The sequence below is a fragment of the Hydrogenophaga sp. IBVHS2 genome (assembly GCF_002127215.1).
GTDB lineage: Bacteria > Pseudomonadota > Gammaproteobacteria > Burkholderiales > Burkholderiaceae_C > Hydrogenophaga.
The window spans coordinates 1-26,609 of the sequence record NZ_NFUT01000002.1 but is presented as its reverse complement, the minus strand read 5'-3'; the positions used below and the strand labels follow the sequence as shown (position 1 = coordinate 26,609).

At 69.8% G+C, this 26,609-nt stretch carries 29 protein-coding genes; 24 read left to right on the top strand and 5 right to left on the bottom strand.

The annotated features are described in order from the left end of the window. Positions 1-19: 19 nt before the first annotated feature. From CAP38_RS04865 to CAP38_RS04815, 11 genes are all read left to right on the top strand, one after another. On the top strand, positions 20-3,019 hold the full coding sequence (locus tag CAP38_RS04865) for a molybdopterin cofactor-binding domain-containing protein (protein ID WP_086119800.1): 3,000 nt from the start codon (positions 20-22) through the stop codon (positions 3,017-3,019). Continuing rightward, complete coding sequence (locus tag CAP38_RS04860) at positions 3,016-3,831, top strand: xanthine dehydrogenase family protein subunit M (protein ID WP_086119799.1); 816 nt, start codon at positions 3,016-3,018, stop codon at positions 3,829-3,831. The genes CAP38_RS04865 and CAP38_RS04860 overlap by 4 nt, the downstream gene beginning before the upstream one ends. After that, positions 3,828-4,331, top strand: coding sequence for a (2Fe-2S)-binding protein (locus CAP38_RS04855; protein ID WP_086119798.1), 504 nt, complete (start codon positions 3,828-3,830; stop codon positions 4,329-4,331). Before CAP38_RS04860 ends, CAP38_RS04855 begins: the two co-directional genes overlap by 4 nt. Then, positions 4,324-5,871: an AMP-binding protein gene (locus CAP38_RS04850; RefSeq protein ID WP_086119797.1), complete on the top strand. Its 1,548-nt coding sequence runs from the start codon at positions 4,324-4,326 to the stop codon at positions 5,869-5,871. The genes CAP38_RS04855 and CAP38_RS04850 overlap by 8 nt, the downstream gene beginning before the upstream one ends. 46 nt (positions 5,872-5,917) lie before the next feature. Next, positions 5,918-6,730 (top strand): enoyl-CoA hydratase/isomerase family protein, encoded by an 813-nt coding sequence (locus CAP38_RS04845; protein WP_086119796.1) that lies wholly within the window; start codon positions 5,918-5,920, stop codon positions 6,728-6,730. A 36-nt stretch (positions 6,731-6,766) separates the two neighbouring features. Next, complete coding sequence (locus CAP38_RS04840; RefSeq protein WP_086119795.1) at positions 6,767-7,942, top strand: ABC transporter substrate-binding protein; 1,176 nt, start codon at positions 6,767-6,769, stop codon at positions 7,940-7,942. Positions 7,943-7,964: 22 nt separating this feature from the next. Then, positions 7,965-8,858, top strand: coding sequence for a branched-chain amino acid ABC transporter permease (locus CAP38_RS04835; protein ID WP_179188462.1), 894 nt, complete (start codon positions 7,965-7,967; stop codon positions 8,856-8,858). Position 8,859: 1 nt separating this feature from the next. Further along, positions 8,860-9,903, top strand: a complete 1,044-nt coding sequence (locus tag CAP38_RS04830) for a branched-chain amino acid ABC transporter permease (RefSeq protein ID WP_086119794.1) — start codon at positions 8,860-8,862, stop codon at positions 9,901-9,903. Beyond that, a complete protein-coding gene (locus CAP38_RS04825; protein ID WP_086119793.1) occupies positions 9,900-10,649 on the top strand; it encodes an ABC transporter ATP-binding protein in 750 nt (249 codons plus the stop codon). Before CAP38_RS04830 ends, CAP38_RS04825 begins: the two co-directional genes overlap by 4 nt. Next, complete coding sequence (locus CAP38_RS04820; RefSeq protein WP_086119792.1) at positions 10,649-11,356, top strand: ABC transporter ATP-binding protein; 708 nt, start codon at positions 10,649-10,651, stop codon at positions 11,354-11,356. Before CAP38_RS04825 ends, CAP38_RS04820 begins: the two co-directional genes overlap by 1 nt. 99 nt (positions 11,357-11,455) lie before the next feature. Further along, on the top strand, positions 11,456-12,514 hold the full coding sequence (locus CAP38_RS04815) for an alpha/beta fold hydrolase (protein ID WP_086119791.1): 1,059 nt from the start codon (positions 11,456-11,458) through the stop codon (positions 12,512-12,514). 24 nt (positions 12,515-12,538) lie between these two features. Here CAP38_RS04815 and CAP38_RS04810 read toward each other — a convergent pair whose 3' ends face one another. Then, a complete protein-coding gene (locus CAP38_RS04810; protein WP_086119790.1) occupies positions 12,539-13,480 on the bottom strand; it encodes a LysR family transcriptional regulator in 942 nt (313 codons plus the stop codon). A gap of 94 nt (positions 13,481-13,574) precedes the next feature. Here CAP38_RS04810 and CAP38_RS04805 point away from each other — a divergent pair, with 94 nt between their 5' ends. Both CAP38_RS04805 and CAP38_RS04800 read left to right on the top strand, forming a co-directional pair. Further along, complete coding sequence (locus CAP38_RS04805; RefSeq protein ID WP_086119789.1) at positions 13,575-14,099, top strand: carboxymuconolactone decarboxylase family protein; 525 nt, start codon at positions 13,575-13,577, stop codon at positions 14,097-14,099. 40 nt (positions 14,100-14,139) lie between these two features. Continuing rightward, positions 14,140-15,105 carry a tripartite tricarboxylate transporter substrate binding protein gene (locus CAP38_RS04800; RefSeq protein WP_086119788.1) on the top strand — a complete coding sequence of 322 codons (966 nt, stop codon included), beginning with the start codon at positions 14,140-14,142 and terminating at the stop codon, positions 15,103-15,105. Positions 15,106-15,132: 27 nt separating this feature from the next. Here the strand turns inward: CAP38_RS04800 and CAP38_RS04795 are convergent, their stop codons facing one another. Further along, positions 15,133-15,615, bottom strand: coding sequence for a hypothetical protein (locus CAP38_RS04795; RefSeq protein ID WP_179188461.1), 483 nt, complete (start codon positions 15,613-15,615; stop codon positions 15,133-15,135). Positions 15,616-15,626: 11 nt separating this feature from the next. On the opposite strand from CAP38_RS04795, the gene CAP38_RS04790 reads away from it, so the two are divergent. The 9 genes from CAP38_RS04790 (at position 15,627) to CAP38_RS04750 (ending at position 22,286) form a co-directional block, all read left to right on the top strand. Continuing rightward, the gene (locus tag CAP38_RS04790) at positions 15,627-16,754 is read left to right on the top strand and encodes a PQQ-dependent sugar dehydrogenase (protein WP_086119787.1); all 1,128 of its coding nucleotides are present in this window, start codon (positions 15,627-15,629) and stop codon (positions 16,752-16,754) included. Then, the gene (locus CAP38_RS04785; protein ID WP_256924282.1) at positions 16,751-17,101 is read left to right on the top strand and encodes an HNH endonuclease; all 351 of its coding nucleotides are present in this window, start codon (positions 16,751-16,753) and stop codon (positions 17,099-17,101) included. The genes CAP38_RS04790 and CAP38_RS04785 overlap by 4 nt, the downstream gene beginning before the upstream one ends. Before the next feature lie 75 nt (positions 17,102-17,176). Continuing rightward, positions 17,177-17,335 carry a hypothetical protein gene (locus CAP38_RS15315; RefSeq protein WP_179188460.1) on the top strand — a complete coding sequence of 53 codons (159 nt, stop codon included), beginning with the start codon at positions 17,177-17,179 and terminating at the stop codon, positions 17,333-17,335. A gap of 16 nt (positions 17,336-17,351) precedes the next feature. After that, positions 17,352-17,837, top strand: a complete 486-nt coding sequence (locus tag CAP38_RS04775; protein ID WP_086119785.1) for a hypothetical protein — start codon at positions 17,352-17,354, stop codon at positions 17,835-17,837. Then, positions 17,834-18,961 (top strand): ATP-binding protein, encoded by a 1,128-nt coding sequence (locus CAP38_RS04770; RefSeq protein WP_086119784.1) that lies wholly within the window; start codon positions 17,834-17,836, stop codon positions 18,959-18,961. Before CAP38_RS04775 ends, CAP38_RS04770 begins: the two co-directional genes overlap by 4 nt. Further along, entirely contained in the window at positions 18,958-19,662 is a 705-nt protein-coding gene (locus CAP38_RS04765; protein WP_086119783.1) for a response regulator, read from the top strand. The genes CAP38_RS04770 and CAP38_RS04765 overlap by 4 nt, the downstream gene beginning before the upstream one ends. Positions 19,663-19,766: 104 nt before the next feature. Then, positions 19,767-20,306, top strand: a complete 540-nt coding sequence (locus CAP38_RS04760; RefSeq protein ID WP_086119782.1) for a TRAP transporter small permease subunit — start codon at positions 19,767-19,769, stop codon at positions 20,304-20,306. Beyond that, on the top strand, positions 20,303-21,826 hold the full coding sequence (locus tag CAP38_RS04755; RefSeq protein WP_086119781.1) for a TRAP transporter large permease subunit: 1,524 nt from the start codon (positions 20,303-20,305) through the stop codon (positions 21,824-21,826). Before CAP38_RS04760 ends, CAP38_RS04755 begins: the two co-directional genes overlap by 4 nt. Beyond that, positions 21,795-22,286 carry a hypothetical protein gene (locus tag CAP38_RS04750; RefSeq protein WP_143435751.1) on the top strand — a complete coding sequence of 164 codons (492 nt, stop codon included), beginning with the start codon at positions 21,795-21,797 and terminating at the stop codon, positions 22,284-22,286. The genes CAP38_RS04755 and CAP38_RS04750 overlap by 32 nt, the downstream gene beginning before the upstream one ends. Here the strand turns inward: CAP38_RS04750 and serS are convergent. The 3 genes from serS to CAP38_RS04735 are packed head-to-tail and all read right to left on the bottom strand — an operon-like array spanning position 22,253 to position 25,004. After that, the gene (gene serS, locus CAP38_RS04745) at positions 22,253-23,563 is read right to left on the bottom strand and encodes a serine--tRNA ligase (RefSeq protein ID WP_086119779.1); all 1,311 of its coding nucleotides are present in this window, start codon (positions 23,561-23,563) and stop codon (positions 22,253-22,255) included. The two genes, CAP38_RS04750 and serS, sit on opposite strands and share 34 nt — an antisense overlap. A gap of 26 nt (positions 23,564-23,589) precedes the next feature. Continuing rightward, positions 23,590-24,558, bottom strand: a complete 969-nt coding sequence (gene ispH / locus CAP38_RS04740) for a 4-hydroxy-3-methylbut-2-enyl diphosphate reductase (protein WP_086119778.1) — start codon at positions 24,556-24,558, stop codon at positions 23,590-23,592. Then, a complete protein-coding gene (locus CAP38_RS04735) occupies positions 24,558-25,004 on the bottom strand; it encodes a peptidylprolyl isomerase (protein WP_086119777.1) in 447 nt (148 codons plus the stop codon). Before CAP38_RS04735 ends, ispH begins: the two co-directional genes overlap by 1 nt. Positions 25,005-25,092: 88 nt before the next feature. On the opposite strand from CAP38_RS04735, the gene radC reads away from it, so the two are divergent. Then, on the top strand, positions 25,093-25,785 hold the full coding sequence (gene radC / locus CAP38_RS04730) for a DNA repair protein RadC (RefSeq protein WP_086119776.1): 693 nt from the start codon (positions 25,093-25,095) through the stop codon (positions 25,783-25,785). A gap of 55 nt (positions 25,786-25,840) precedes the next feature. Beyond that, positions 25,841-26,515: a Smr/MutS family protein gene (locus CAP38_RS04725; RefSeq protein WP_086119775.1), complete on the top strand. Its 675-nt coding sequence runs from the start codon at positions 25,841-25,843 to the stop codon at positions 26,513-26,515. The last annotated feature ends 94 nt before the right edge of the window (positions 26,516-26,609 follow it).

The following is a 26,609-nucleotide window of genomic DNA, read 5'->3' as shown; positions in this document are numbered from 1 at the left end:
GTCGGCACAGGAGACACGATTGCACTCAGAACCCTCGCTGGCGGGCGCCGCCCGGCAGGCATGGGTCGGCCAGCGCCTGGAGCGGCTGGAAGACGATGCCCTGCTGAACGGACGCGGCGCCTATGCCGATGACCTGGGCACCCGCCCCGGCACGCTGCATGCCGCGGTTCTGCGCTCCCCCCACCCCCACGCCCGCCTGCTGGCCATCCGGACCGAGGCCGCGCTGGCACTGCCCGGTGTGCGGGCGGTCCTGACCGGCGCCGACATCCAGGCCTGGGCCCAGCCCTTCGTGGTGGGCGTCAAGCAGCCCATGCAGCACTGGGCGCTGGCGGTGGACCGGGTGCGCCATGTGGGCGAGCCGGTGGCCGTGGTGGTGGCCGAAGACCGCTACATCGCCGAAGACGCGCTCGACCTGCTGCGGGTGGACTACGAACCGCTGCCGGTGGTGACCGACATCGAGCACGCGCTGCAGGACAGCTCGACACCGCTGCACGAGGGCGTAGGCAGCAACGTGGTGTCGGACCGGCAGTTCCTCTACGGCACCCCCGACCCGGTGTTCGACCAGCCCGGCGTCCGCACCGTGCGCACCACGGTGCACTACCCGCGCAACAGCTGCTCGCCCATGGAGTGCGGCGTGGTGATTGCCGAACACCTGCCCGGCGACGAGGGTTACGACGTGACCTCCAATTTCATGGGTCCGTTCTCGCTGCACGCGGTCATGGCCATGGCGCTGAAGGTGCCGGGCAACAAGCTGCGCCACCGGGTGCCGCGCGACTCCGGCGGCAGCTTCGGCGTGAAGCAGGCGGTGTTCCCGTATGTGGTGCTGATGTGCCTGGCCTCGCGCAAGGCGGGTGCGCCGGTGAAGTGGGTGGAAGACCGGCTGGAGCACCTGAGTGCCGCCACCTCGGCCACCGCCCGCATGACCACCATCGAGGCCGCCGTCACCCCCGAAGGCCGTGTGCTGGCGCTGCGTTACGACCAGGTCGACGAGGTGGGTGCCTACCTGCGCGCGCCCGAACCGGCCACCTTCTACCGCATGCACGGCGCGCTCACCGGGGCCTATGCCATCGAGCACCTGGCGGTGCGCAACCGGGTGGTGGTCTGCAACAAGACGCCCACCGGCCTGGTGCGCGGCTTTGGCGGGCCGCAGGTGTTCTACGCGCTCGAACGGCTGATGGACCGGATTGCGGTGGAACTGGCCATCGACCCGGTGGCGCTGCGGCAGCGCAACTATGTGCCGGCCCACGCCTTTCCCTACACCGCTGCGGCCGGCGCCGTGCTCGATTCGGGCGACTACGCGCGCCTGACCGACATGGCCATGGCCCGCGCACTCGACCTGCGGCTGGCCGAGCGCCAGCACACGGCCCGGGCCGCCGGGCGCCTTTATGGCATCGGGGTGGCGGCCATCGTCGAGCCCTCGGTCTCGAACATGGGCTACATCAGCACGGTGCTGACGGCCGAACAGCGCGCCAAGGCCGGACCCAAGAACGGGGCGATTGCCAGCGCGACGGTGGCCCTCGACCTGCTGGGCGGGGTGAACGTGACCATTGCCTCGGCACCGGCCGGCCAGGGCCACATGACGGTCTGCGCCCAGGTGGTGGCCGACGTGCTGGGCCTGCACCCGTCTCAGGTGGTGGTGAATGTGGAATTCGACACCGCCAAGGACGCCTGGAGCGTGGCCGCCGGCAACTACAGCAGCCGGTTCGCCGGCGCGGTGGCCGGCACGGTGCACCTGGCCACGCAGCGCCTGCGCGACAAGCTGGCCCGCATCGCAGCAGCCACCTGGCAGTGCAGTGCGGCCGACATCGGCTTCGAGGCCGGCCAGGTGTTCAACCGCCAGCGGCACGAGCAGTCGCAGCCGTTCACCCGGCTGGCCGCCAGCCCGCACTGGGCACCGGGCCTGCTGCCCGAGGGCGAGACGCCCGGCCTGCGCGAGACCGCCTTCTGGACCCCGGAGACGCTGAAGGCGCCAGACGCCCAGGACCGGGTCAACACCTCGGCGGCCTATGGCTTCGTGTTCGATGTGTGCGGCCTGGACATCGACCCGGCCACCGGCGCGGTGCGGGTGGACCGCTACATCACTGCGCACGACGCCGGCCGCCTGCTCAACCCGGCACTGGCCGACGGCCAGATCCGGGGCGCCTTCGCCCAGGGGCTGGGCGCAGCGCTGCTGGAGGAGTTCCGTTACGGCCCGGACGGCAGCTTCCAGAGCGGCACGCTGGCCGACTACCTGATGCCCACCCCCTGCGAGACCCCCGACCCGGTGATCGTGCACCTGGAAACCCCCAGCCCCTTCACCCCGCTGGGCGCCAAGGGCCTGGGCGAGGGCAACAACATGAGCACGCCGGTGTGCATCGCCAACGCTCTGGCCGACGCGCTGCGGCCGCACCGGGATCTGACCGACATCCGCCTGCCGCTCACCCCCGACCGGGTGCTGGCCCATCTGCAGACGCCGGACCCCGCACCGCGCCACCCGGTGGCCCGCGCACCGGCGGTCGCCCCGGCGGGCGACGGCCTGTCGCTGGCCGCGCAGGGCACGGTGGACATCGCTGCACCGCCCGAGCGCGTGTTCGAGGTGCTGCTGGACCCCGTTGCACTGGCCAGGGTGATTCCCGGCTGCCATGCCCTGGAGGCCGACGGACCGAACCGTTACCGGGCCGACGTGACCGTGGGCGTGGGCCTGATCAAGGCGCGCTACGAGGCCCGCATCGGCCTGTCCGACATCGATGCCCCGCACAGCCTGCGGCTGGCCGGCGTGGGCAGCTCCAGCCTGGGCACCGGCGCCGGCGACGGCTCGGTGCGGCTGGAGGCCACCGCCACCGGCACCCGCCTGCACTACGACTACCGCGCCCAGGTGGGCGGCAAGGTGGCCATGGTGGGCAGCCGCATGCTCGAAGGCGCGGCCCGGGTCATCGTGGCCCAGCTGTTCGAATCGCTGGGCCGGCAGGCCGCCGGGGGCAGCGCGCGGCCGGCGTCCTGGTGGGGGCGGCTGCTGCAACGCCTGGGGGTGCGCGCATGAAGCCCGCCGCCTTCGACTATGTGCGGGCCGACAGCGCCCAGGCTGCGGCCGACCTGCTGCAGCGGCACGGCGAGGCCGCACGCATCCTGGCCGGCGGCCAGTCGCTGATGGCGGTGCTCAACATGCGGCTGGCCCAGCCGGCGCTGCTGATCGACATCTCGCGCAGCGCCGAACTCTCGACCATCACCGTGACCGACGGAGCGGTGCGGGTGGGGGCGGCCGTCACCCAGGCGCAGCTGCAGGCCCACCCCCAGGTGCCACCCCTGCTGGCGCTGGCGTTTCCGCACATCTCGCACTTCCCGATCCGCAACCGGGGCACGGTGTGTGGCTCGATTGCGCACGCCGACCCCTCGGCCGAACTGCCGCTGTGCCTGCTGGCGCTGCGCGGCACGGTGCACCTGCGCAGCGCGCGCGCCCGGCGCGATGTGCCGGCCAGCGACTTCTTCACCGGCCTGCTCAGCACCGCACGCCGGGCCGACGAGCTGATCGAGGCGGTGAGCTTTCCGCGTCCCTTGCCGGACCAGGCCTGCGGCTTTGCCGAGCATTCGCGCCGCCACGGCGACTTTGCGCTGTGCGCGGTGGCCATGGTGGCGGGCCCGGGCAGCCTGCGCGTGGCGGTGGGGGGCCTGAGCGACCGCCCACAGGCCATCGACCTGCCGGCGCTCGACGGCCCCGCCCTGGACGACGCCATCAACGAACTCGCCTGGTCGCTCGACGTGCGGGACGACCCCCACACCAGCGCAAGCACCCGCCGCCATCTGCTGCGCCACCTGGCTCGGCAGGCCCATCCCACCACCCGGAGATCCTCATGAATCACCCGGTACGCGAACGCGATGCCCTGCACACGGTCGCCCTGACCCTGAACGGCCGCAGCCGGTCCGGCCAGGCCCGACCCCGCCTGCTGCTCAGCGATTTCCTGCGGCACGAACTGGGCGCCACCGGCACCCACGTGGGCTGCGAGCACGGCGTGTGCGGCGCCTGCACCGTGCGCATCGACGGTGTGGCGCAGCGCGCCTGCCTGACGCTGGCGGTGCAGGTCGACGGCCGCTGCGTGGACACCGTGGAGCAGCCCCCGGGCCAGGACGCCACGCTCGATGCACTCAAGGCCGCCTTCAAGCGCCACCACGCGCTGCAGTGCGGCTTCTGCACCGCCGGCATCCTGATGTCCAGTGCCGACTGGCTTCGGCGCCAGCAGGCCGCCGGCCACCGGCCGGACGAGGCCGAGGTGCGCGACATGCTCAGCGGCCACCTGTGCCGCTGCACCGGCTACACACCCATCGTGGACGCCGTGCTGGAGGTGGCCCATGCTTGATCTGGGACGCACCTTCCTGCAGAGCGTGGACCGCGCCGGCCACTCCACCGCGCTGGTGGACGGCGCCCTGCGGCTGACCTGGGCCGAATGGGCGCGCGCCGTCGGCGGCGTGCAGCAGGGCCTGGAGCGGCTGGGCCTGCGCCGCGGCGACACCGTGCTGAGCGTGCTGCAGAACCGGCATGAGGCCGCCACCCTGCACTGGGCCTGCCAGTTCGCCGGTCTGGTCATGACGCCGCTGAACTGGCGTGCCAAGCCCGACGAGCTGGACCATGCGCTGCGCGACTCGGCTGCCCGTGTGCTGGTGTACGAGGCGGCATCACAGGATGCGGTCAAGGCGTCCACCCTGGCCGGCAGCGTGCTGCGCCTGGCCGTGGGAGATGCCGCCACCGAAGACCTGCGCTTCGCCCAGGCCTTTGCGGAGCCGTCCGACCCGACGCCCATGGCCCGCGCCGACGACCTCTCGCTCATGCTCTACACCTCCGGCACCACCGGCGCGCCCAAGGGCGTGCCGCGCCGCCAGCATGCCGAGCGGGTGGCCGCGCTGGCCCATGTGGCCCAGAACCGGTATGGCTACGGCGAACGCACCCTGGGCGTGATGCCGCTCTACCACACCATGGGCGTTCGATCGCTGCTCACCATGGCCCTGGTGGACGGCCGCTTCGTGTGCATGCCGCGCTTCGAGGCCGCTGCCGCCTTGCGCGCCATCGAGACCGAGCGGGTGAGCCACCTCTACCTGGTGCCCACCCTCTACCACGACCTGCTGGCCCACCCCGACTTCCCGCGCACCGACATCCAGTCGGTGCGCAAGCTCGGCTTTGCCGGTGCCCCCATGCACGACGCCCTGCTGCTGCGCCTGCAGCAGGCCTTCCGGCCGGAGCTGTTCGTCAACCACTACGGCAGCAGCGAGATCTACACCTTCTCGATCAACCAGAACGCAGTGGGCAAGCCGGGCTCGGCCGGCCGGGCCGGCATCAACACCCGGCTGCGGGTGATCCGCCTCGATGCCAAAGGCGCGGACGAGGTGGCGGCCCCGATGGAAGAAGGTCAGATCGTGGCCGACCTGCTCAGCGACGAGGCCTTCGAGGGCTACCACAACCGGCCCGATGCCAACGCCCGCAGCCTGCGGGACGGCTGGTACTTCACCGGCGACACCGGCTATGTGGACGCCGAGGGCGACCTGTTCGTCACCGGCCGGGTGGACGACATGATCATCAGCGGCGGCGAGAACATCTCGCCGGTCGACATCGAGTCGGTGCTCTCGCTGCACCCCTCGGTGGACGAGGTGGCGGTGGCCGGTCTGAAGGACGAGCGCTGGGGCCAGCGCGTGGTGGCCTTCGTCAAGCCGCGCGACGGCGTGGCGGCCGACGCACTCGATGCCCATTGCCGCGCCTCCGACCTCGTCAACTTCAAGCGCCCGCGCCAGTACGTGTTCGTGCGCGAGATCCCCAAATCCCCCGTGGGCAAGGTGCTGCGCCGAAAACTGGTGGCGGGCGAATTCGACGCCATGCCACCGGCCCTGCCCCTGGTGCCACCGGCCTGATCCGGCCCCCTCCCTCCGATCCCCTCCCCCAACCCCGCAGGACGCCATGCAGCTCAACGACCTCAAGCACCCCGCGCTCACCCTGAGCGCCACCCTCGACGGCTACCGCGTCGAGATCGACCCGGCCCGCCAGCGCGCCGACATCATCCTCTGCCGCCCGCCGTTCAACGTCATTTCCATGACGCAGCGCGAGCAGCTGCGCATCACCTTCGAGGCACTCGATGCCAACGACGATGTGCGCGTGATCGTGCTGCGTGCCGAAGGCGAACACTTCTCCAGCGGCGGCAACATCAGCGGCTTTCTGGAAGCCTCGCCCGAGCATGTGAGCAAGCTGGCCTGGAACGTGGCGGCCCCGGCGCGCTGCAGCAAGCCGGTGATCGCCGCCGGCCGGGGCTACTGCTTCGGCGTGGGCTTCGAGATCTCGCTGGCCTGCGATTTCCGGCTGGCCACGCCGACCACGCTGTACGCCCTGCCGGAACAGAAGCTGGGCCAGATTCCCGGCTCCGGCGGTTCGGCCCGGCTGCAGAAGATGGTGGGCATCACCCGCACCAAGGACATCGTGATGCGCAGCCGCCGCATCGGCGGTGCCCAGGCCTACGACTGGGGCGTGGCCACCGAATGCGTGCCCGACCACGAGCTCGAGGCCGCCACCGACGCCCTGGTCGAAGAGCTGCGCGGCTTCTCGCCGCTGGCCCAGCGCACCGCCAAGAAGCTGCTCAACGACACCGAAGACTCGCCGCTGTCGATTGCGATCGAGCTCGAGGGCCACTGCTACTCGCGCCTGCGCAGCTCGAACGATTTCCGCGAAGGCGTGGAGGCCTTCCACGACAAGCGCCGTGCCCGCTTCAACGGCACCTGATCCCGTCCCGCCCCCGTTCCAACCCAGGAGACAAACATGAAAAACACCTTCCGCACCACCCCCATCGCCCTGGCCCTGGCCTGCCTCGCCGGCAGCGCCCTGGCCCAGAACACGCCGATCCGCATCGGCGTGGTCACGCCGCTCTCGGGCACCTACGCCGGCATCGGCCAGCAGGTGAAGTGGGGCCTCGATCTGGCGGCGCGCCAGATCAATGCCGCCGGCGGCGTGGCCGGGCGCCCGCTGGAACTCGTCTATGAAGACGAGGAAGCCAATCCGGCGGTGGCGGTGCAGAAGGCCGAGAAGCTGTTCCAGGTGAACAAGGTCGACTTCCTGACCGGCACCGTCAACAGCGGCTCCACCCTGGCCGTGGGCCAGCTGGCCGAGCGCAACAACCGCCTCATTGCCACCACCGTGTCCTTTGCGGACTCGATCACCGGCGACAAGTGTTCGCCCAACGTGTTCCGCGTCAACGCCCGCGCCGGCATGCAGTCCGCTGCCCTGGCCGACTGGATGGCCGGCACCCGGCCGAATGCCAACGTGTTCTACCTCGGCCCCGATTACGAGATGGGCCGCAGCACGGTGGCCGCCTTCAAGCAGGCGGCCGAGGCCAAGGGCGCCAAGTCGGTGGGCGAGGTGTTCGCCCCGCTGGACAACAAGGACTACTCGCCCTTCTTCGGTCAGATGCGCTCCTCGCGCCCGGCCGTCATCTACACCTCGGTGGCCGGCAACGACACGGTGCGCCTGTTCTCGCAGATGGCCGAGTTCGGCATCAGCCGCAATGTGCAGGTGGTGGGCGCCTCGGGCACCGTGACCTCGCAGAACCTGCCGGCCATCGGCAAGGCGGCCGACGGCTTCGTCACCGGTGTGGGCTACGCCACCAGCATCGACTCGCCGGAGAACCGCAAGTTCGTGGCCGACTTCGAGGCCGCCAACAAGGCCAAGCCCGACCTCTATGGCGCCGACAGCTACGGCGTGCTGTTCTTCTACAAGGCGGCGGTCGAGAAGGCCGGCAGCACCGACACCGACAAGGTGCGCGCCGCCATGCGCGGGCTGCAGTGGTCCACGCCGCAGGGCGTCAAGACCATGCGCGCCGGTGATCACCAGGCCATGCAGGACATGTACGCCATGCGGGTCAACGGCGGCCAGTTCGAGGTGGTGGGCCAGGTCAAGGCCGATGCCGCCATCGGCGCCGACGTCTGCACCCGCTTCTGATGCCCTTGCCGAGAGCCACACCATGAACCACGCTCTGGACTGGTTGCAGTTCGTCCTGGCGCCCCAGATGATCAACGGCCTGTCCATCGGCGTGGCCGTGGTGCTGATGGCGCTGGGGCTGACCATCATCTTCGGCCTGCTGGATGTCATCAACATGGCGCACGGCGAGTTCTATGCCATCGGCGCCTACCTGGCGGTGGCCCTGCTCGGTCTGGGGCTGTCGTTCTGGTGGGCCCTGGTGCTCACGCCACTGCTCATGGCGGTGCTCGGGTATGCCACCGAGCGCGGCCTGATCCAGCGGGTGTTCCACAGCAAGGACCGGCACACGCTGACCCTGCTGCTGACCTTCGGCGTGGCCGTGGTGCTGGAGGACGCGCTGAAGATCGTCTTCGGTGCCAACCCGCTGCGGGTGGAGGCGCCGATTGCCGGTGCCACCGAGGTGCTGGGCCTGTTCTTCCCCAACTACCGGCTGTTCGTGATGCTGCTGGGCGGGGCGCTGATCACCGCCGTGTGGCTGCTGGTGTTCCGCACCTCGCTGGGTGCGGTGGTGCGCGCCGCCGCCTACGACCGGCACATGAGCGCCTCGCTGGGGGTGCCGGTGCAGCGGGTCTATGCCGCCACCTTCGCCTTCGGTGTGGCCCTGGCCGGCATCTCCGGGGTGCTGCTGGCGCCGATCTACTCGGTGTTCCCCACCATGGGCCGCGACTTCGTGCTGATCGCGTTCAGCGTGGTCATCATCGGCGGCATGGGCTCGATCAAGGGCGCGGTGCTGGCCGGCCTGCTGCTCACCCAGGTGCAGTCCATCTCCAGCCTGTACATCTCGCCGGTGTGGAGCGATCCGCTGCTGTTCGGGATCATGGTGCTGGTGCTGATGTGGCGCCCGCAAGGCCTGTTCGGCAAGCTGGGGAGCGCCTGACATGAGCCACCCCATCACGACCACGGCGGTGGCTGCGGCCCCGGCCGCCCACCGGGCACCGGCCCGGCGCCTGTCGGCCGCCTCCTGGCTGGCCATCGTCTTCTTTGCCGGTGCGCTGCTGTTCGGCGCGGTGGCGCTGGCCCTGGGCGACGTGTTCTACCTGCGCCTGGCCACCGAAGCCCTGATCTTCGGCGGTCTGGCCCTGTCGGTCGACCTGCTGCTGGGCCGGGTCGGGCTGCTGCCGCTGGGCCAGGCGCTGTTCTTCGGGCTGGGTGCCTATGTGTCGGCCCTGGTGCTCAAGCACTGGACCGATTCGCTCTGGCTGGCCCTGGCCGTGGCGCTGGTGTTCAGCGCCCTGGCCGGTCTGGTGGGCGGGCTGATCGCCATCCGCTCCAAGGGCGTGTACTTCGCGCTGATCAGCTTCGGTCTGGCCCAGGTGATCTCCAAGCTGATCTACAACACCCGCGAACTGGGGGCCTCCGACGGCATCATCGGCGTGCCGGCGGCTGCCATTGCGCCCGGGCTGGGCTCGGGTACGCCGCAGGTGTTCTTCCTGCTGGTGCTCGGCCTGATCGGTGCGTTCTACCTCGCGCTGCGCTACCTCATGGACACCCCCATGGGCCGGCAGCTCGATGCCATCCGCATCAATGAACACCGGGTGGCCTTCCTGGGCGTGGACGCCTGGCGCTACAAGCTGGGCGCCTTCGTGGCGGCGGCCTGCATCGCCGGGGTCAGCGGTGCGCTCTACCCCATGCTGCGCGGCTTCGTGTCGCCCGAACTGATGTTCTTCCAGGTCTCGGGCCATGCGGTGATCAATGTCATCGTGGGCGGCACCGGAACGCTGATCGGGCCGCTGTACGGCTCGGCCATCCTGACCGGCCTGCGCTCGGTGGTGGGATCGTTCACCGCGCACCACCACATCGTGATCGGCGTGCTGTTCGTGGTGGTGGTGATCCTCATGCCGCGCGGCCTGATCGGCTATGCCACGCCGGTGCTGCAACGCTGGCTGGACCGGCGCCACCACTCCGCAGGAGACCGGACATGACCCCCATCCTTTCGGTGCAGGGCCTGAGCGTGCAGTTCGGTGCGCTCAAGGCGGTCAACGATGTGAGCTTCGAAGCCCGGCAAGGCGCCATCACCGCGGTCATCGGGCCCAACGGGGCGGGCAAGAGCAGCCTGTTCAACCTCATCAGCGGCGCCATCCGGCCCACGGCGGGCTCGGTCCGGTTCGACGGCGTCGATGTCACCGCGCAGCCGCCTCACCGGCTGCTGGCCAGCGGCCTGTCGCGATCCTTCCAGATCACCAACCTGTTCTTCGACCTGAGCGTGCGCGAGAACCTGCGCCTGGCGGCCCAGTTCCTGGAGCAGGGGCGCGGCCTGCTGCGCCCGGTGCAGCACAGCAGCACGGCGCTGCGCCGGGTGGACGAGCTGCTGGAGCAGTTCGACCTGGGCGGCAAGGCCGGGGAACTGGCCGGCTACCTGTCGCACGGCGAGCAGCGCCGGCTGGAGATCGCGGTGTCGCTGGCCTCGCGACCTCGCATGCTGCTGCTCGACGAACCCACCCAGGGCATGAGCCACAGCGACACGCACGAGACCGAGGCACTGATCCGGCGCCTCTCGCGCGACCACGGCCTGACCATCCTGCTGGTCGAGCACGACGTGGAGCTGGTGATGAACCTGTCGGACCATGTGGTGGTGATGCACCAGGGCCAGAAGCTGGCCGAGGGCCGGCCGGCCGAGGTGCGCGCCAACGCGGCTGTGCAGACGGCGTATTTCGGGGAGAAGACCTGATGCTCGAACTCAAGGGCGTGCATGCCCATTACGGCCTGAGCCATGTGCTGCAAGGCATCGACCTGCGGGTTGCCAAGGGCGAAGTGATCGGCCTGTTCGGTCGCAACGGCGTGGGCAAGACCACGGTGATCAAGACCATTGCCGGCTGGGTGACGCCTACCACCGGCGAAGTGCTGTTCGACGGCGAACGGCTGGATGGCCTGGACGCCGACCGCATCTGCCGGCGCGGCGTGGGCCTGGTGCCGGAAGACCGGCGCATCTTCCCCGGCCTGACGGTGGAGGAAAACCTCTGGCTGGGCCAGATGCAGTGCCCCTCGCGGGCACGGGCCGAATCCCGCCGGCGCATGGACGAGATCTACCAGCGCTTCCCGCGTCTGGCCGAACGGCGCCGCCAGATGGGCACCACGCTCTCGGGCGGCGAGCAGCAGATGCTGGCCATTGCCCGCGTGCTGGCCGGCGCGCCCCGGCTGCTGCTGATCGACGAGCCCACCGAAGGGCTCGCGCCCATCATCGTGGACGAGCTGTTCGAGCTGATCGGCCAACTCTCGCGCGAGGGCACACCCATCGTGCTGGTGGAGCAGAACGTGCACCGCGCCATACGGCTCACCACGCGGCACTACCTGATCGAGCGCGGCCAGGTGATCCTGCAGGGCGACTCGCGGGTGGCGGCCGAACGGGAAGACCTGCTCTCGCGCATCAGTGTCTGAGGGGGCCGGCGCGGGCAAGCCGGTCTGGCGCTACGCTTGGCGGGTTTCGCCCAGCGGGGCGGAACCTGTTCCCCCATCACAAAAGACGAGACACACCCCATGCGCCACCTCACGCTTGCCTGCCTGCTGTCCGCGGCCGCCCTGATCGCCGGCTGTGCCACACCGAACGCCGCCGCACCGACGGCCACCCCGGCCGCCAAGGCCACCGAACCCACCTACGACCACACCGAGCCCCTGGGCGCCGCCATGGAAGGCTGGGCCTATCCGTTCCCGGTTCAGTACCTGCAGTTCGAGCTCGAAGGCAAGCTGGTGCGCATGGCCTACATGGATGTGGCGCCCACCACCGCCCCCAACGGCCAGACCGTGGTGCTGCTGCACGGCAAGAACTTCGGTGCCGACTACTGGGAGAACACGCTGCGGGCGCTGTCGGCCAAGGGCTACCGGGTGGTGGCGCTCGACCAGATCGGTTTCGGCAAGTCGTCCAAGCCCGAGATCCGCTACACCTTTGCCATGCTGGCCGACAACACGGTGCGCGTGCTCGACCACCTGAAGGTGGGCCGGGTGGCCATCGTGGCCAACAGCATGGGCGGCATGCTGGGCGTGCACTTTGCGCGCCGGCACCCGGACCGGGTTTCGGCCCTGGTGCTGGAGAACCCGCTGGGGCTGGAAGACTATGTGCCGGCCATTCCCCCGCAGCAGACCGCCAACCTGACCCGGCTGGAAATGGCCCAGACCACCACCAGCTACCGCGCCTTCATCAAGAGCTACTTCAAGGACAACTACCGTCCGGAGTTCGAACGCTTCGTCGAACAGTTCTCGCGCGTGCAGCGCAGCCCCGAGTACCCGCGCTTCGCGCACGTGTCGGCCCTGACCTACCAGATGATCTACGAGGGCCCCACCTACAACGAGCTGCCGCAGCTCAAGGTGCCGGTGCTGCTGGCCATCGGCCAGCTCGACCGCACCGTGTTCGGCCGCCGCTTCGCCCCGCCCGAGGCGGTGAAGAACCTGGGCAACTACCCGCAGCTGGGCAAGGACGCGCAGAAGCGCATTCCGGGCGCGCAGCTGGTGGAGTTCGACAACGTGGGCCATGTGCCGCACCTGGAAGCGCCCGATCGCTTCCATGCCGCGGTGCTGGCCTTCCTGGCCGACAAGCGCTGAAGCGCAGCGGGCCGCAGGCCCGCTTCAGCGCCGCCGCGCCGACGGCGGCAGCAGCCAGCCCGGATGGCGGGCAACGAGCTCGCGGCCGACCGAGCGCACCTCTTCCATGGCGGCCTGGGCCAGCGGCGTGGGATGGCCCAGGCGGCGGGTGACGATGCCCACCGAGCGCAGCGGGCCGTCCACGATCTCGCTGGTCTGCAGGCCGGGCATGGGCAGCAGCGGCATCACGCCCAGCCAGGGCAGCACCGCCACCCCGACCTCCCGGCGGATCAGGCCGGCCACCGTGGTGACCTGGTCCACCTGCATCCGGGGCCGGTATTCGATGCCGCGCTGCAGGTAGGCCGCGCTCATGTAGCGCATGGCGGTGCTGGCGTCGGTGAGCGTGATCAGCGGCAGCTCCAGCAGATCGTCCATGTGCATCCGGGGGCGCACCCGCTTGCGCCATCGGCCGCAGGACAGCAGCACGAAACGGTCCCGCAGCAGTTCTTCGTAGCGCAGCTCCGGATGGGTCGGCGACACCGAGGCCAGCGCGAAGTCGGCCTGGTGGTTGAGCAGCCGTTGCAGGCAGGCGCTGTTGGTCTCGTCGTGCAGCGTGATCTGGACCCCCGGCCGCTGGCGCTCCAGCACGGCGCACACCGTGGGCAGCACGCCATGGGCCAGCGACGGCCAGGCGGCGATGGCCACCTGCGCGGCCTCGCGTTCGGCCGACGACTGGAAGCGCTGCAGCCCGGCCTCGAACTCGCCCAGCACCGAGCGGGCCACGGTGGCCATGCGTGCGCCGCTGGGCGTGATGCGCACGCTGCGGGTGGTGCGCTCGAACAGGGTGAGCCCGAGTGCCTCTTCCAGATCCTGGATGGCCTTGGTGAGCGCGGGCTGCGAGATGAACAGCTGTTCGGCGGCCTTGCTGAAGTTCAGCGTGTCCGACAGCACCAGGAACATGCGCAGCTGCTTGGGCGAGATATTCATGCCGATGGATGATAAATCGATCGACAAAATGAATTTCTCATATCAATCGGCCCGCCACAGAATCGGCGCTCCTCCATCACCCAGGACGAGATCCGTGGCCCGTCTTCCTTATGCCGACTGCACCCGCGACGAGGTGCGTCCCCTGGCCGATCGCATCGTGGCCGAGCGTGGCCACCTGCTGCACCTCTACCAGATGCTGCTGCACAGCGGGCCGATTGCCGAGGGCTGGCTGACGTACCTCACCGCCATCCGCCAGAAGAACTCGCTGCCCGGCGGCCTGCGCGAACTCATCATCATGCGGGTGGCCCTGCTCAACCACGCGCCTTACGAGGCCGACCAGCACGCCCCCATCGCGCTGCACGAGGGCATCAGCCAGGCCCAGCTCGATGCGCTGGAGCACTGGGAAGCCAGCCCCCTGTTCGACGAGCAGCAGCGGGCGGTGCTGGCCTACACCGATGCCATGACGCGCCAGGTGCAGGTGCCCGATGCGGTGTTCCAGCGCGTGGCCGCCCTGCACCCGCCGCAGCAGGTGGTGGAGATCACCGCCACGGTGGCGGCCTACAACATGGTCTCGCGCTTCCTGGAGGCGCTGCAGATCCACTCGCAAGACGCCCGCTGACCCGTTTTTCCCACCCACAACAACCACCGGAGACGACACCATGAAATTCAAAGCCAGCCTCATCGCTGCCCTGCTCCTGCCGCTGGCCGCCCTGGCCCAGGACGCCTGGCCCAGCCGCCCCATCACCTTCGTGGTGCCCTTCCCGCCCGGCGGCCCCACCGACCTGATGGCCCGCCTGATCGGCCCTGCCCTGTCCAAGCGCCTGAACGTGCCGGTGGTGGTGGAGAACAAGGCCGGTGCCAGCGGCAACATCGGCACCGGCCAGGTGGTGCGCGCCAAGCCCGACGGCTACACCATCCTGCTGGCCGCCAGCGGCAACCTGTCGGCCAACCAGTACCTCTATCCCCGGCTGGGCTTCGATCCGGTGAAGGATCTGGCACCCGTCATCCAGATCTCGAAGTTCCCGCTGGTGCTGGAGGTGTCCGAGACCAACAGCAAGATCCGCAGCTTCAAGGACTATGTGGAGGCCGCCCGCAACCCGACCAACCGCATCACCTTCGGCTCGGCCAGCAACGGCACGCCGCAGCACCTGGGGGGCGAACTGTTCAAGTCCAAGGCCAAGGTCGAGATCGACCACATCCCCTACAAGGGCGCCGGCCCGGCCATCGTCGACCTCATGGGCGGCCAGATCACCAGCATGTTCGACATCCTGGGCAGCTCGCTGCCGCACATCAAGGCGGGCAAGCTGCGTCCGCTGGCCGTGACCACCAAAACCCGCTCGCCCCTGCTGCCCGATGTGCCCTCGATCAGCGAGCTGGGCTATGCCGACTTCGAGTACTACGCCTGGCACGGCATCTCGACCACGGCCGGCACCCCCAAGCCCATCGTCACCCGCCTGAATGCCGAGATCCAGGCCATCTTTGCCGACCCGGCCTTCAAGGAAAAGTGGCTGGAGATCGGCTCCGAGGTGGTGGTGGGCACGCCCGAGCAGTTCGAGGCCCTGATCAAGGCCGAGGCCGGCAAGATGCAGACGCTCATCAAGGGTCTGAACATCCAGCTGGACTGAAAACGCACCGGTTCCGGTGGCGGCGTCTCAGTCGGGCCGGCTGAGCCGCGCGTAGAGCGCGCCGGCCAGCACGGCCCCGGCGGCCATGGCCAGCAGCCCCGGCCACCCGCGGGTGGCGTCGATGAAGGCGGGCATGGGGGCCACGGCATCCACCGCCCGGATGGCCGCCACCACGCCCAGGCCGGCGGCGGCCGCCAGCAGCCCGCCGCGCCAGGCCGGCAGGCGCCGGGCCAGTCCCAGCGCCACGGCCAGTGCCGGCACCCAGCCGGCCGCCACGATGCCGGCATAGACGGGACCGAAATGGACGAGGTCCTGCCCGATGGTGCTCAGGCGCAGGCCCGGGGGCAGCTCCAGCCCCAGCCCCGCCAGCGCCTGCAGGTTCCAGTGGGTCTGCACCACCGATCCCCAGGCCGAGGCCAGCAGCCAGGCCAGCAGCAGCACGCCAGGGCGGCGCGGCAGGAACCGTCCTGCAAAGGGCGTGATCACACGGGTCGATCGGCTTTGTTCCATGATTCGTGACGATGAAGACTGTTCTGCTGTTTCTGGCGGGCGTGCTCGGCCTGGCCGCTGCGCCCCCCGCTCCTGCCCAGACCACCCCGTACCGCATCGAGACGGTGGCCAGCGGCCTGGACCATCCCTGGTCCCTGGCCTTCCTGCCGGACGGGCGCCTGCTGGTGACCGAGCGGGCCGGCCGTCTGCGGCTGATCGAGCCCGGCACCGATGGCCGACTGCAACTGCGATCCGAACCGGTGGCCGGCGTTCCCCCGGTGCTCGCGCGCGGGCAGTCGGGCCTGTTCGAGGTGCTGCCCGACCCCGACTTTGCCCGCAACCGGCGCATCGTGCTGTCGTATGCCCATGGACAGCCCCAGGCCAACCACCTGCGGGTGGCCAGTGCCCGGCTCGAAGGCACGCGGCTGCTGGACGTGAAGCCCCTCTTCACCTCGCTGCCGGCCAAGGCAGAGACCCAGCACTTTGGCGGCCGCATGGCCTGGCTGCCCGACGGCACCCTGGTGTTCGGCATGGGCGACGGCAACCTGGATCGCACCGACGCCCAGCGGCTGCACACCCATCTGGGCAAGTTCATGCGCATCGGGGCCGACGGCTCGGTCCCGGCGGACAACCCGTTCACCGGCCGGTCCGGGGCGCTGCCGGAGATCTGGTCGGTGGGCCATCGCAACCCCCAGGGGCTGGTGGTGGCGGGTGGCGTGGTCTATGCCCATGAACACGGAGCACGCGGGGGCGACGAGCTCAACCGCCTGCGCCCGGGGGCCAACTACGGCTGGCCGGTCGTGACCGGTGGCATCGACTACACCTATGCCCGCGTGACGCCATTCCAGACCCTGCCCGGGATGGAACCACCCCTGCTGCAGTGGACGCCCTCCATCGCCCCGGCCGGCATGGCCTGGTACGACGGTGCGCTGTTCCCGGCCTGGCGCGGCAGCCTGATGGTGGCGGCCCTGAAGGAGCGCAGCGTGCGCCGCGTGCCCATGGCCGATCCGGCGCGGGGCCCTGTGGGGGCGCAGGAACTGCTGTTCCGGGAACTGGGCGAGCGCATCCGCGATGTGCGCGCCGGCCCGGACGGCGCGCTGTGGCTGTTGACCGACAGCCCGCAAGGCCGGGTGCTGCGGGTGGTGCCGGCCACACCATGAGGGGGGCCAAGGCACGGGCGCTGGCCGCCCTGGCCGAGCAGGCGGAACGGACCGTGTCGGTACCGGCGGCCTGCCCGCTGTGCGGCCGGGCCATTCCGGCCGACCAGCGCGATGCCCACCATCTGGTGCCCAAGAGCAAGGGCGGTCGCCACACCATCGACCTGCACCGCATCTGCCACCGGCAGATCCATGCCGTGCTCACCGAAACCGAGCTCGCCCGCAGCTACCACAGCGTGGAGCAGCTGCTGGCACACCCCGCTCTGCGCTCCTTTGTGGACTGGGTCCGCACCAAGCCCGATGACTTCTTCGTGCGCACCCGCAAGAGCGACCGGGTGCGCCGCCGTTGAGCGTTTTTACGCACTTTTTACCCCTCGCCGTCTTCAATCCCGTGCCGGGGAATGGCCCCGGGACAAGGAGCGGACGTGGACAGCGAAGTGGTGCTGATGGGTGTGCTGGCGGCGGTGATGATCGTGACGACGCTGCTGTCGTGGCGGCAGAAGGACGAACGGCGGGATGTGGCGCTGCTGGGCCTGACCGCTGCCGGTTTCTCGGCGGGCACGGCCCTGGTGTGGGTCTTCTGACGCCCCGATCCGTCCCGTGCTGCTGGCCGAGGCCCACCCCATCGTCACGGCGGCGGACTTCGATGCGCTGCTGACCTTCATCGACCGGCAGGTGGCCGATGGCCGCCGGGTGCGCCGGGGCGCGGTGCGCGCCGCCCTGCTGGCACGCTACCGCCGTGAGCTGCCCGCGGTCCGCAACGGCGTGGCCGTTCCCCATGCCGCGGTGCGCCAGCTGCAGCACACCCGGCTGGTGTACGCGGCCCATGAGCCCGGCATTCCCCTGGGAATCGACCCCGGTGCGCGGCTGCTGGAGTCCATCACCCTGCTGGTCAGGTACCCGCCGTCGCCGGGCGACCATGCCTTGCTGCAGCAGCTGGAACAGGCACCGGTGCAGGCCCGGCTGCTGTCGATGTTCCGCGTCGGTGACACGGCGGGTGTGGTGAACACGCTGGCGGCCCGGATGGGGGCAGGTGGAGCCCGCTATGCTGGAGCACCACCGCTGGCCCTGTCTTCCGCTCCGTGAACACCCGATCACCGTCCGAACCTGCCCGACCGGGCCTGGCCGGCCTGGGCCGTGAGCTTGGCGAGGTGTTTCTGGCGATCCTCATGAGCACCGGCCTGTGCGAACTGATCGCCGACGCGCTGCACCCGATCAACCTGATCCTGATCTATCTGGCGGCCATGGTGATCATGGCGCTGCGCCACGGACAGCGCGCGGCGGTGCTCACCCTGCTGACGTCGGTGATGGTGTTCGACTGGCTGTTCGTGGCGCCGCGCTGGTCGCTCAAACCGACCGATCCGCAGTACTTCTTCACCTTTGCCGTGGCGCTGGTGGTGGGCCTGGTGGTGAGCCATCTCACCACCCAGGCACGCAAGGCAGCCATCGAGCGCCTGCGGGCGCTGGAGGCAGCGCGTGCGGTGGAGCTGCAGGCCGAGGCCGAACGGGTGCGCAACACGCTGCTGGCCGGGATCTCGCACGACTTCCGCACACCGCTGACCACCATCATGGGCGCCGCCAGTTCCCTGCGCGGCCAGGAAGGCCACCTCGCGCCGGCCCAGCGTGATCAGCTGCTGGCCCACATCATCGACCAGGCCCGGCGCCTGCAGACGCTCTCCAGCGACCTGCTGGCCTGGACGCGGCTCAACGACGGCGCCGTGGTCATCGAGCCCGAATGGTGCCCGGCCGGCGAGCTGGTGCGCGAAGCGCTGGAACAGGTCGCCGGCACGCTCAAGCCCGATCAGTGCCGGCTGCAGCTCAACGAGAACGATCTGCTGTGGTGCGACCCCCGGCTGATGACCCAGGCACTGGCCAACCTGCTGGCCAATGCCGCGCGGCACGGGTCTGCAGACCCGCCGGTGGAGATCGAGGTGACCACCACCGACGAGGCCTGGGTGCTGTGCGTGCAGGACCATGGACCGGGGATCGACCCCCAGGAACTGCCGGACATCTTCCGGCGCTTCGTCCGGGGCGACCGTGCCACCGGCACCGCCGGCAGCGGACTGGGCCTGGCCATCTGCGAAGCGGTGGTGCGGCTGCACGGCGGACACATCGAAGCCGCCAACCGCAACGGCGCCGTCTTAACGATCACCGTGCCGGTCCCGGCCCAGGCGCGCGACGAACTGACCCGCCTGATGGAGTCCGAATGAGCACACCCCTGAACCTGCTGGTGGTCGACGACGAAGCCACCATCCGCGACATGCTGCGGACCACGCTGACGGCCGAGGGTTACGCCGTGCAGGAGGCGGCCTCGCTGCGGGAAGGCCTGGCCCTGGCCGGCAACCGCCGCATCGACGTCTTCCTGATCGACCTGGGACTGCCGGACGGCGACGGGATCCGCCTGATCCGGGCCATCCGCGAATGGACCAACCGGCCCATCCTGGTGCTGTCGGCCCGCAGCCAGGAGGCGCAGAAGGTGGAGGCCCTGGATGCCGGCGCCGACGACTACCTGGTCAAACCCTTCGGGGTCCAGGAGCTCCATGCCCGCATCCGGGTGGCCCTGCGCCTGGCCGCACGCACCGGTGACCAGCAGGAGCCCCTGCTGGTGGGCCCCTGGCAGATCGACCTCACCGAGCGCAGCGTGGTGCGCGACGGCGAGCGCCTGCGCCTGAGCGCCACCCAGTGGCGGCTGCTGGAGGTGCTGGCCAAGCAGGCCGGCCGGGTGGTGAGCAGCCGCCAGCTGCTGCGCGAGGTCTGGGGGCCCGGCCATGCCGAGCAGGGCCACTACCTGCGCATCTACATCCGCCAGCTGCGGCAGAAGCTCGAGGCCGACCCGACGCGTCCGATCCATCTGCTGACCGAGGTCGGCATCGGTTACCGCCTGATGCCCGGCCCTCCGCCCCAGCCCTGACGACCCCCTGACGCCCTGCCCGGGCGTTCGGCCGCTTTTTACGGGCCGTTTACCCCGCCACCCCTAGCCTCCCGGTCCGCCCACCCTGGGCCGAGGAGATAAGGATGAACGGATTACTCGCCCTGTCACGGGCGATCGACGGTCTGAACGACCGCATGGCCACCCTGGCCAAGTGGGCCATCCTGCTGGCCTGCGCCATCAGCACCGCCAATGCGCTGGTGCGCTACCTGCTGGACATCGGCTCCAACGGATTCCTGGAAATCCAGTGGTACCTGTTCGCCACCTGCGTGATGCTGGGGGCGGCCCAGGTGCTGCGCGTCAACGAGCATGTGCGGGTCGACATCCTGTACGGCCTGTACCCCACCCGCACCAAGGTGTGGGTCGACCTGCTGGGGCTGGTGTGCTTCCTGCTGCCGCTCACGCTGGCGCTGACCTGGCTGGCCTGGCCGATCGTGGAGCGCATGTACCTGACCGGCGAGATGTCGAGCAACGCCGGCGGCCTGATCCGCTGGCCCGCCATGCTGACCATCCCGCTGGGCATGTCGCTGGTGGCCCTGCAGGGCCTGTCGGAAATCATCAAGCGCGCCGCCTGGCTCATGGGCCGGCTGCACATGGACACCCACTACGAGAGGCCGCTGCAATGAGCATGGAAACCTTTGCCCCGCTCATGTTCGCGGGCCTGATCGTGGTCATGCTGATCGGCTTTCCGGTGGCCTTCTCGCTGGGTGCGCTCGGCCTGGGCTGCGGGCTGTTCGCGATCCACATGGGCTGGTTCCCGCCCGGCTTCCTGGGCAACCTGCCGCTCAACCTGTTCGGCATCCTGTCCAACGACCTGCTGCTGGCCATTCCCTTCTTCACGCTGATGGGGGCCATCCTGGAGAAGTGCGGTCTGGCCGAGGACCTGCTGGAATCCATGGGCCAGCTGTTCGGCACCCGCAAGGGCGGGCTGGGCTATTCGGTGATCGTGGTGGGCTTCATCCTGGGCGCCATCACCGGCACCGTGGCGGGGCAGGTGATCGCCATGTCCATGATCGCGCTGCCGGTCATGATGCGTTATGGCTACGACATGCGTTACGCCACCGGCGTGCTGGCCGCCAGCGGCACCATCACGCAGCTGGTGCCGCCCTCGCTGGTGCTGGTGGTCATGGCCGACCAGCTCGGCCGCTCGGTGGGCGACATGTACAAGGGCGCCTGGGGTCCGTCGATCCTGCAGGTGCTGATCTTCCTCACCTACACCTTCATCCTCACCCGCCTGCGGCCGCAGGCCCTGCCGGCCCTGCCGCCGGAATCGCGCACCGCCAGCGGCTGGGCGCTGTGGAAGCAGTGTCTGCGCGGCATCATCCCGTCGGCCGTGCTCATCTTTGCCGTGCTCGGCAGCATGGGTGGCCTGCCCGGCATCAGCACCGCCATCTGCACGCCCACCGAGGCCGGCGCCATGGGCGCCGCCGGTGCGGTGGTGCTGGCCGCCCTGCACCGCCGGCTGAACCGCGAACTGGTCTGGGAGGCCATGACCGGCACCATGCGCATCACCGCCATGGTGGTGTTCATCCTGCTGGGTTCGCGGGTGTTCTCGCTGGTGTTCCAGGGCGTGGACGGCGGCATCTGGATCGAGCACCTGCTCAGCGGCCTGCCGGGCGGGCAGATCGGCTTCCTGGTGGTGGTGAACATCTTCGTGTTCTTCCTCGCCTTCTTCCTCGACTTCTTCGAGATCGCCTTCATCATCCTGCCCCTGCTCGGCCCGGTGGCCGACAAGCTGGGCATCGACCTGATCTGGTTCGGCGTGCTGCTGTGCGTGAACATGCAGACCAGCTTCATGCACCCGCCCTTCGGCTTTGCGCTGTTCTACCTGCGCGGCATCGCCGACACGCTGTTCAAGAACGGTGCGCTGCCGGCCAAGGTGCAGTCGCGCGACATCTACCTGGGTGCCGTGCCCTTCGTGCTGATGCAGCTGATGCTGGTGGCGTTGGTGATCTTCGTGCCGCAGACGGTCACCGTCTTCCTCGATCCACCGCAGGTGGTGGACATCGATGCGGTGGAAATGCCTGCCGTGGGTGACCCGAACGACACCGCCGATGAAACGCAGGACACCGAGGAAGCGACCGAGAAGCTGCTCGATGGGCTGAGTGCACCGAATGCCGACGGCGATGGCACCGGCAAGCCTTGAACCCCGGCCCGACCTCGCGCTGCCGCTGAAGGGCCCCAGCTACCCGGTGGGCATCCGGCTGGTGGCCGGGCTGGCCGTCGGGGCCCTGGTGCCGTCGGCACTGCTGTCGGAGGCGTGTCGCCTGATGCCGTCCGATCTGCTGCTGGCGGTGGGGCTGCTGTGCCTGGTGGTGCTGGGGCAGTGGGCCGAGGTGATGGGCTCGGTCACCGAGTTCGACACCGACGGTGTGCGGCACGGACTGATCGCGCCCCGGCGCATCGCCTGGGCCGACATCACCCAGGCGCGGCTGATCGCCTGGCGGGGCCACGAACACTGGTTCAGCGCGCGGCTGGTGCTGCAGGTGCGCGGACGGGGCCGGCGGGTGGTGCGCCTGGGCACCACCGAACTGCTGCAGGCGGCCGATGCCATCCTGCAGGCCGGCGGTGATCAGGCCGCCAGCCGCTCCAGCCCGCCCATGTAGGGCCGCAGCACCTCGGGCACGGTGACGCTGCCGTCGGCGTTCTGGCAGTTCTCCAGCACCGCCACCAGGGCGCGGCCCACCGCCAGCCCCGAACCGTTCAGGGTGTGCACCAGCTCGTTCTTGCCCTGGGCGTTCTTGAAGCGGGCCTGCAGGCGGCGGGCCTGGAAGGCCTCGCAGTTGGAGACCGAACTGATCTCGCGGTAAGTGCCCTGCGCCGGCACCCAGACCTCCAGGTCGTGGGTGCGGGTGGCACCGAAGCCCATGTCGCCGGTGCACAGGGCCAGCACGCGGTAGGGCAGGCCCAGCTGCTGCAGCACCGCCTCGGCGTGACGGGTCATTTCTTCCAGGGCCTCGTAGCTCTTCTCGGGATGCACGATCTGCACCATCTCGACCTTGTCGAACTGGTGCTGTCGGATCATGCCGCGCGTGTCGCGCCCGGCGCTGCCGGCCTCGGAGCGGAAGCACGGGGTGTGCGCGGTCAGCTTGATCGGCAGTTCGGCTTCGGTCAGCACCGTGTCGCGCACCACGTTGGTCAGCGTGACCTCGCTGGTGGGGATGAGGTAGAGCGCCTGCTCCTCTTCTCCGCCGTCCTGACCGCCTTTCTTCGCGGCGAACAGGTCACCCTCGAACTTGGGCAGCTGGCCGGTGCCGCGCAGGGTGTCGGCATTGACGATGTAGGGCGTGTAGCACTCGGTGTAGCCGTGCTGCTGGGTCTGCACATCCAGCATGAACTGGGCGAGTGCGCGGTGCAGCCGGGCGATGGGACCACGCATGAAGGTGAAGCGCGATCCGGCCAGCTTGGCGCCGGTCTCGAAGTCCAGGCCCAGCTTCTCGCCGATGTCCACATGGTCGCGCACCGGGAAGTCGAAGGCACGCGGGCTGCCCCAGCGGCGCAGCTCCACGTTGCCCGATTCGTCGCTGCCCACCGGCACGCTGTCGTGCGGCAGGTTGGGCACCGCCAGCAGCAGGGTCTGCAGCTCGGTCTGGATCACATCGAGGCGGGCCGCGCCAGCCTCCAGCTCGGCCTTGATGGCACCGACCTGGGCCATCACCGCATCGGCCTCGGCGTGCTGGCCCTTGCCCTTGAGCATGCCGATCTGCTTGGACAGGCTGTTGCGCTGGCTCTGCAGCTCTTCGGTGCGGGTCTGCAGCGTCTTGCGCTCGGACTCCAGCGCCTGGTAGGCCGCCACGTCCAGGTAGGGCTGCGGGTTCTTGCGGCGCTCCAGCCGTTCGATGACGGCGGGCAGGTCTTTGCGGAGTTGGACGATGTCGAGCATGGGGAAATCGGGAGAAGAGGGAAGTTTCAGGCGTCGCCGGCAGGGGCGGCATCGGGCGCACCGTCGATGCGCAGGCCCTTGGGCAGCGGGAACTTGGTGGTTTCCACCAGCCCCTCCATCGAGCGCACCGAGATCGCGCCCAGCGCCTTGATGCGCTCCATGACCTGCTGCACCAGGATCTCCGGGGCCGAGGCACCGGCGGTCAGGCCGACGCGGGTGGCGCCCTCGAACCACTCGGCACGCAGCTCGTCGGCGCTGTCGACCATGTGGCTGCGGGTGCCCAGCTTCAGGGCGACCTCGCGCAGCCGGTTGCTGTTGGAGCTGGTGGGGCTGCCCACCACGATGACGACGTCCACCTGCGGGCTCAGCAGCTTGACCGCGTCCTGGCGGTTCTGGGTGGCGTAGCAGATGTCCTGCTGCTTGGGCTCGCGCACCTGCGGGAAACGGGCCTTGACCGCTGCGGCGATCTCGGCAGCGTCGTCGACCGACAGCGTGGTCTGGGTGACCACGGCCAGCTTCTCGGTCTGCGACGGCTGCACGCGGGCGACGTCCTCGACATCCTCGACCAGGTGGATGCCGCTGTCCAGCTGGCCCATGGTGCCTTCCACCTCGGGGTGGCCCTTGTGGCCGATCATGATGAATTCAAAGCCCTCGCGGTGCAGCTTGGCCACCTCCACATGCACCTTGGTCACCAGCGGGCAGGTGGCGTCGAACACCTGGAAGCCGCGCCGGTGGGCCTCCTGCTGGATGGCCTTGCTCACGCCGTGGGCCGAGAACACCAGCGTGGCCCCCGGCGGCACCTCGGACAGTTCCTCGATGAAGATGGCGCCTTTGGCCTTGAGGTCGTTGACCACGTAGGTGTTGTGCACGATCTCGTGGCGCACATAGATGGGTGCGCCGAACTTGGTCAGCGCCTTCTCCACGATCTCGATGGCCCGGTCCACGCCGGCACAGAAGCCGCGCGGTTCGGCCAGCACGATGTCTTGCAGCGGCATCACAGCACCCCGATGAGTTGCACCTCGAACCGGACGGGTTGTCCGGCCAGCGGGTGGTTGAAGTCGAACAGCACGGCGCCGTCCTCGCGGACCTCGCGCACCGCACCGGCATAGGTGCCCTGGCCGTCGGGCGTGGGGAACTGCACCACGTCGCCCGGCGCATAGCGCTCGTGCGGGTCGCCCAGCTCGTCGAGCAGCTTGCGGGCCACCCATTGCAGCATCTCGGGCTGGCGCTCGCCGAAGGCCTCGCCGGCCGCCAGCTCGATCACGGTGCGGGCGCCCTCTTCCAGGCCGATCAGCCGCTGCTCGATGGCGGGCGAGAGCTGACCCGAGCCCAGGCTGAGCGTGGCGGGCGCCCCCGAGAAGGTGTCGATGTAGGCCCGCCCCTGCAGGTCGGACATGCGGTAGTGCAGGGTGAGGAAGGAACCGTCTTGGACCTGGGACATGGCGGGAGGGAGGAAAGGGGACACGTCGGGGTGTACCGACAAAACCCGTATTGTAAAAAGACCGCCCCCTCTTTCCCGGAGCCGCTCCATGCAGGAGATCGCCATCCCCGGCCTCAAGGGCCTGCCCGCCCAGGCAAGACCGCGTGAAAAGCTGCTCAGCCACGGCCCGCAGGCGCTGGCCGATGCCGAACTGCTGGCCATCCTGCTGCGCACCGGCCTGCCCGGCCGTCATGTGCTGCAGATGGCGCAGGACCTGCTGGACCGCTTCGGCGGCGTGCGCGGCCTGCTGCAGGCCGGCCCGAACGAACTGGCCCGGGTGAGGGGACTGGGTCCGGCCAAACGGGCCGAACTGCTGGCGGTGCTCGAGCTGGTGCGCCGTTCGCTCCACGAGGAAATGCAGCAGATGCCGCTGATGGACAACGCCATGGCGGTGCGCGAGTACCTGCAGCTGCGCATGGGCTCGCTGCCGCACGAGGTGTTTGCCGTGGTGTTCCTGGACAGCAGCCTGCGCCTGCTGGCCTGCGAGGAGATGTTCCGGGGCACGCTGAACCAGACCAGCGTGTACCCGCGCGAGGTGGTGGTGCGGGCGCTGCACCACAAGGCCGCCTCGGTGGTGCTGGCCCACAACCATCCCAGCGGCCAGTGCATGCCCTCGCGGGCCGACGAATCGCTCACCGCCATGCTGCGCAACGCCCTGGCGCTGGTCGATGTCCGGGTGCTGGACCACTTCATCGTCACCCGCCAGCGCGTGGCTTCCATGGCCGAGATGGGCCTGGTCTGAAGGTCATGTGGGGCACGGCCCCACCGCCCGGCAGGCCGGGGCGACAATCGGCCGCATGAAGATCCAGTCGCTGGCCGAACTCAAGCAGATACGGCGCGCCATGGCCGAGCATGCGGCCCGGCTGGCGGCCGAGGAAGCCGAGCGCCGAGAGGCCGAGCGCCGCCGTGAGCGCGAGCAGCGCCTGTTCGAGATGGCCGTGGGGCCGGTGGTGCGGCTGCCCGCCCATGGCCGGTTCGAGCACCGCCCCGCCGGCCCCTCGACCCAGCCGGTGCAGCGCCAGCTCGACGAAGCCCGCGTCATGCACGAGGCCCTGTCGGACGAGTTCGACGTGGAGACCCTGCTGCACACCGACGACCTGCTGAGCTACCGCCGCCCCGGCCTGGGCCCGGACGTGGTGCGCAAGCTGCGCGAGGGCCGCTGGAGCATCCAGCGCCACATCGACCTGCACGGACTGCGCATCGACGAAGCCCGCGAAGCCCTGGGCCAGTTCATCCGGGAATGCCACCGCCATGGCCTGCGCTGCGTGCGCGTGGTGCATGGCAAGGGACTGGGCTCACCGGGCCGCACCCCGGTGCTCAAGACCCGGGTGCTGCGCTGGCTGGTGCAGAAGCGCGAGGTGCTGGCCTTCGTGCAGGCCCGCCCGGCCGAAGGCGGGGCCGGTGCGCTGGTGGTGCTGCTGCAGCCGGCCGATCGCGAGCGGCGGATCGACCCCGCACAGCGGCAGAACTAGTGTCCTGTCCCGCTGATACGTGAGCAAAGTCGATGCAGCTTCACAAGGATCGAATCGGCGGTGGCGGTCCACTTGAAGGGTTGACAGTTCGTGT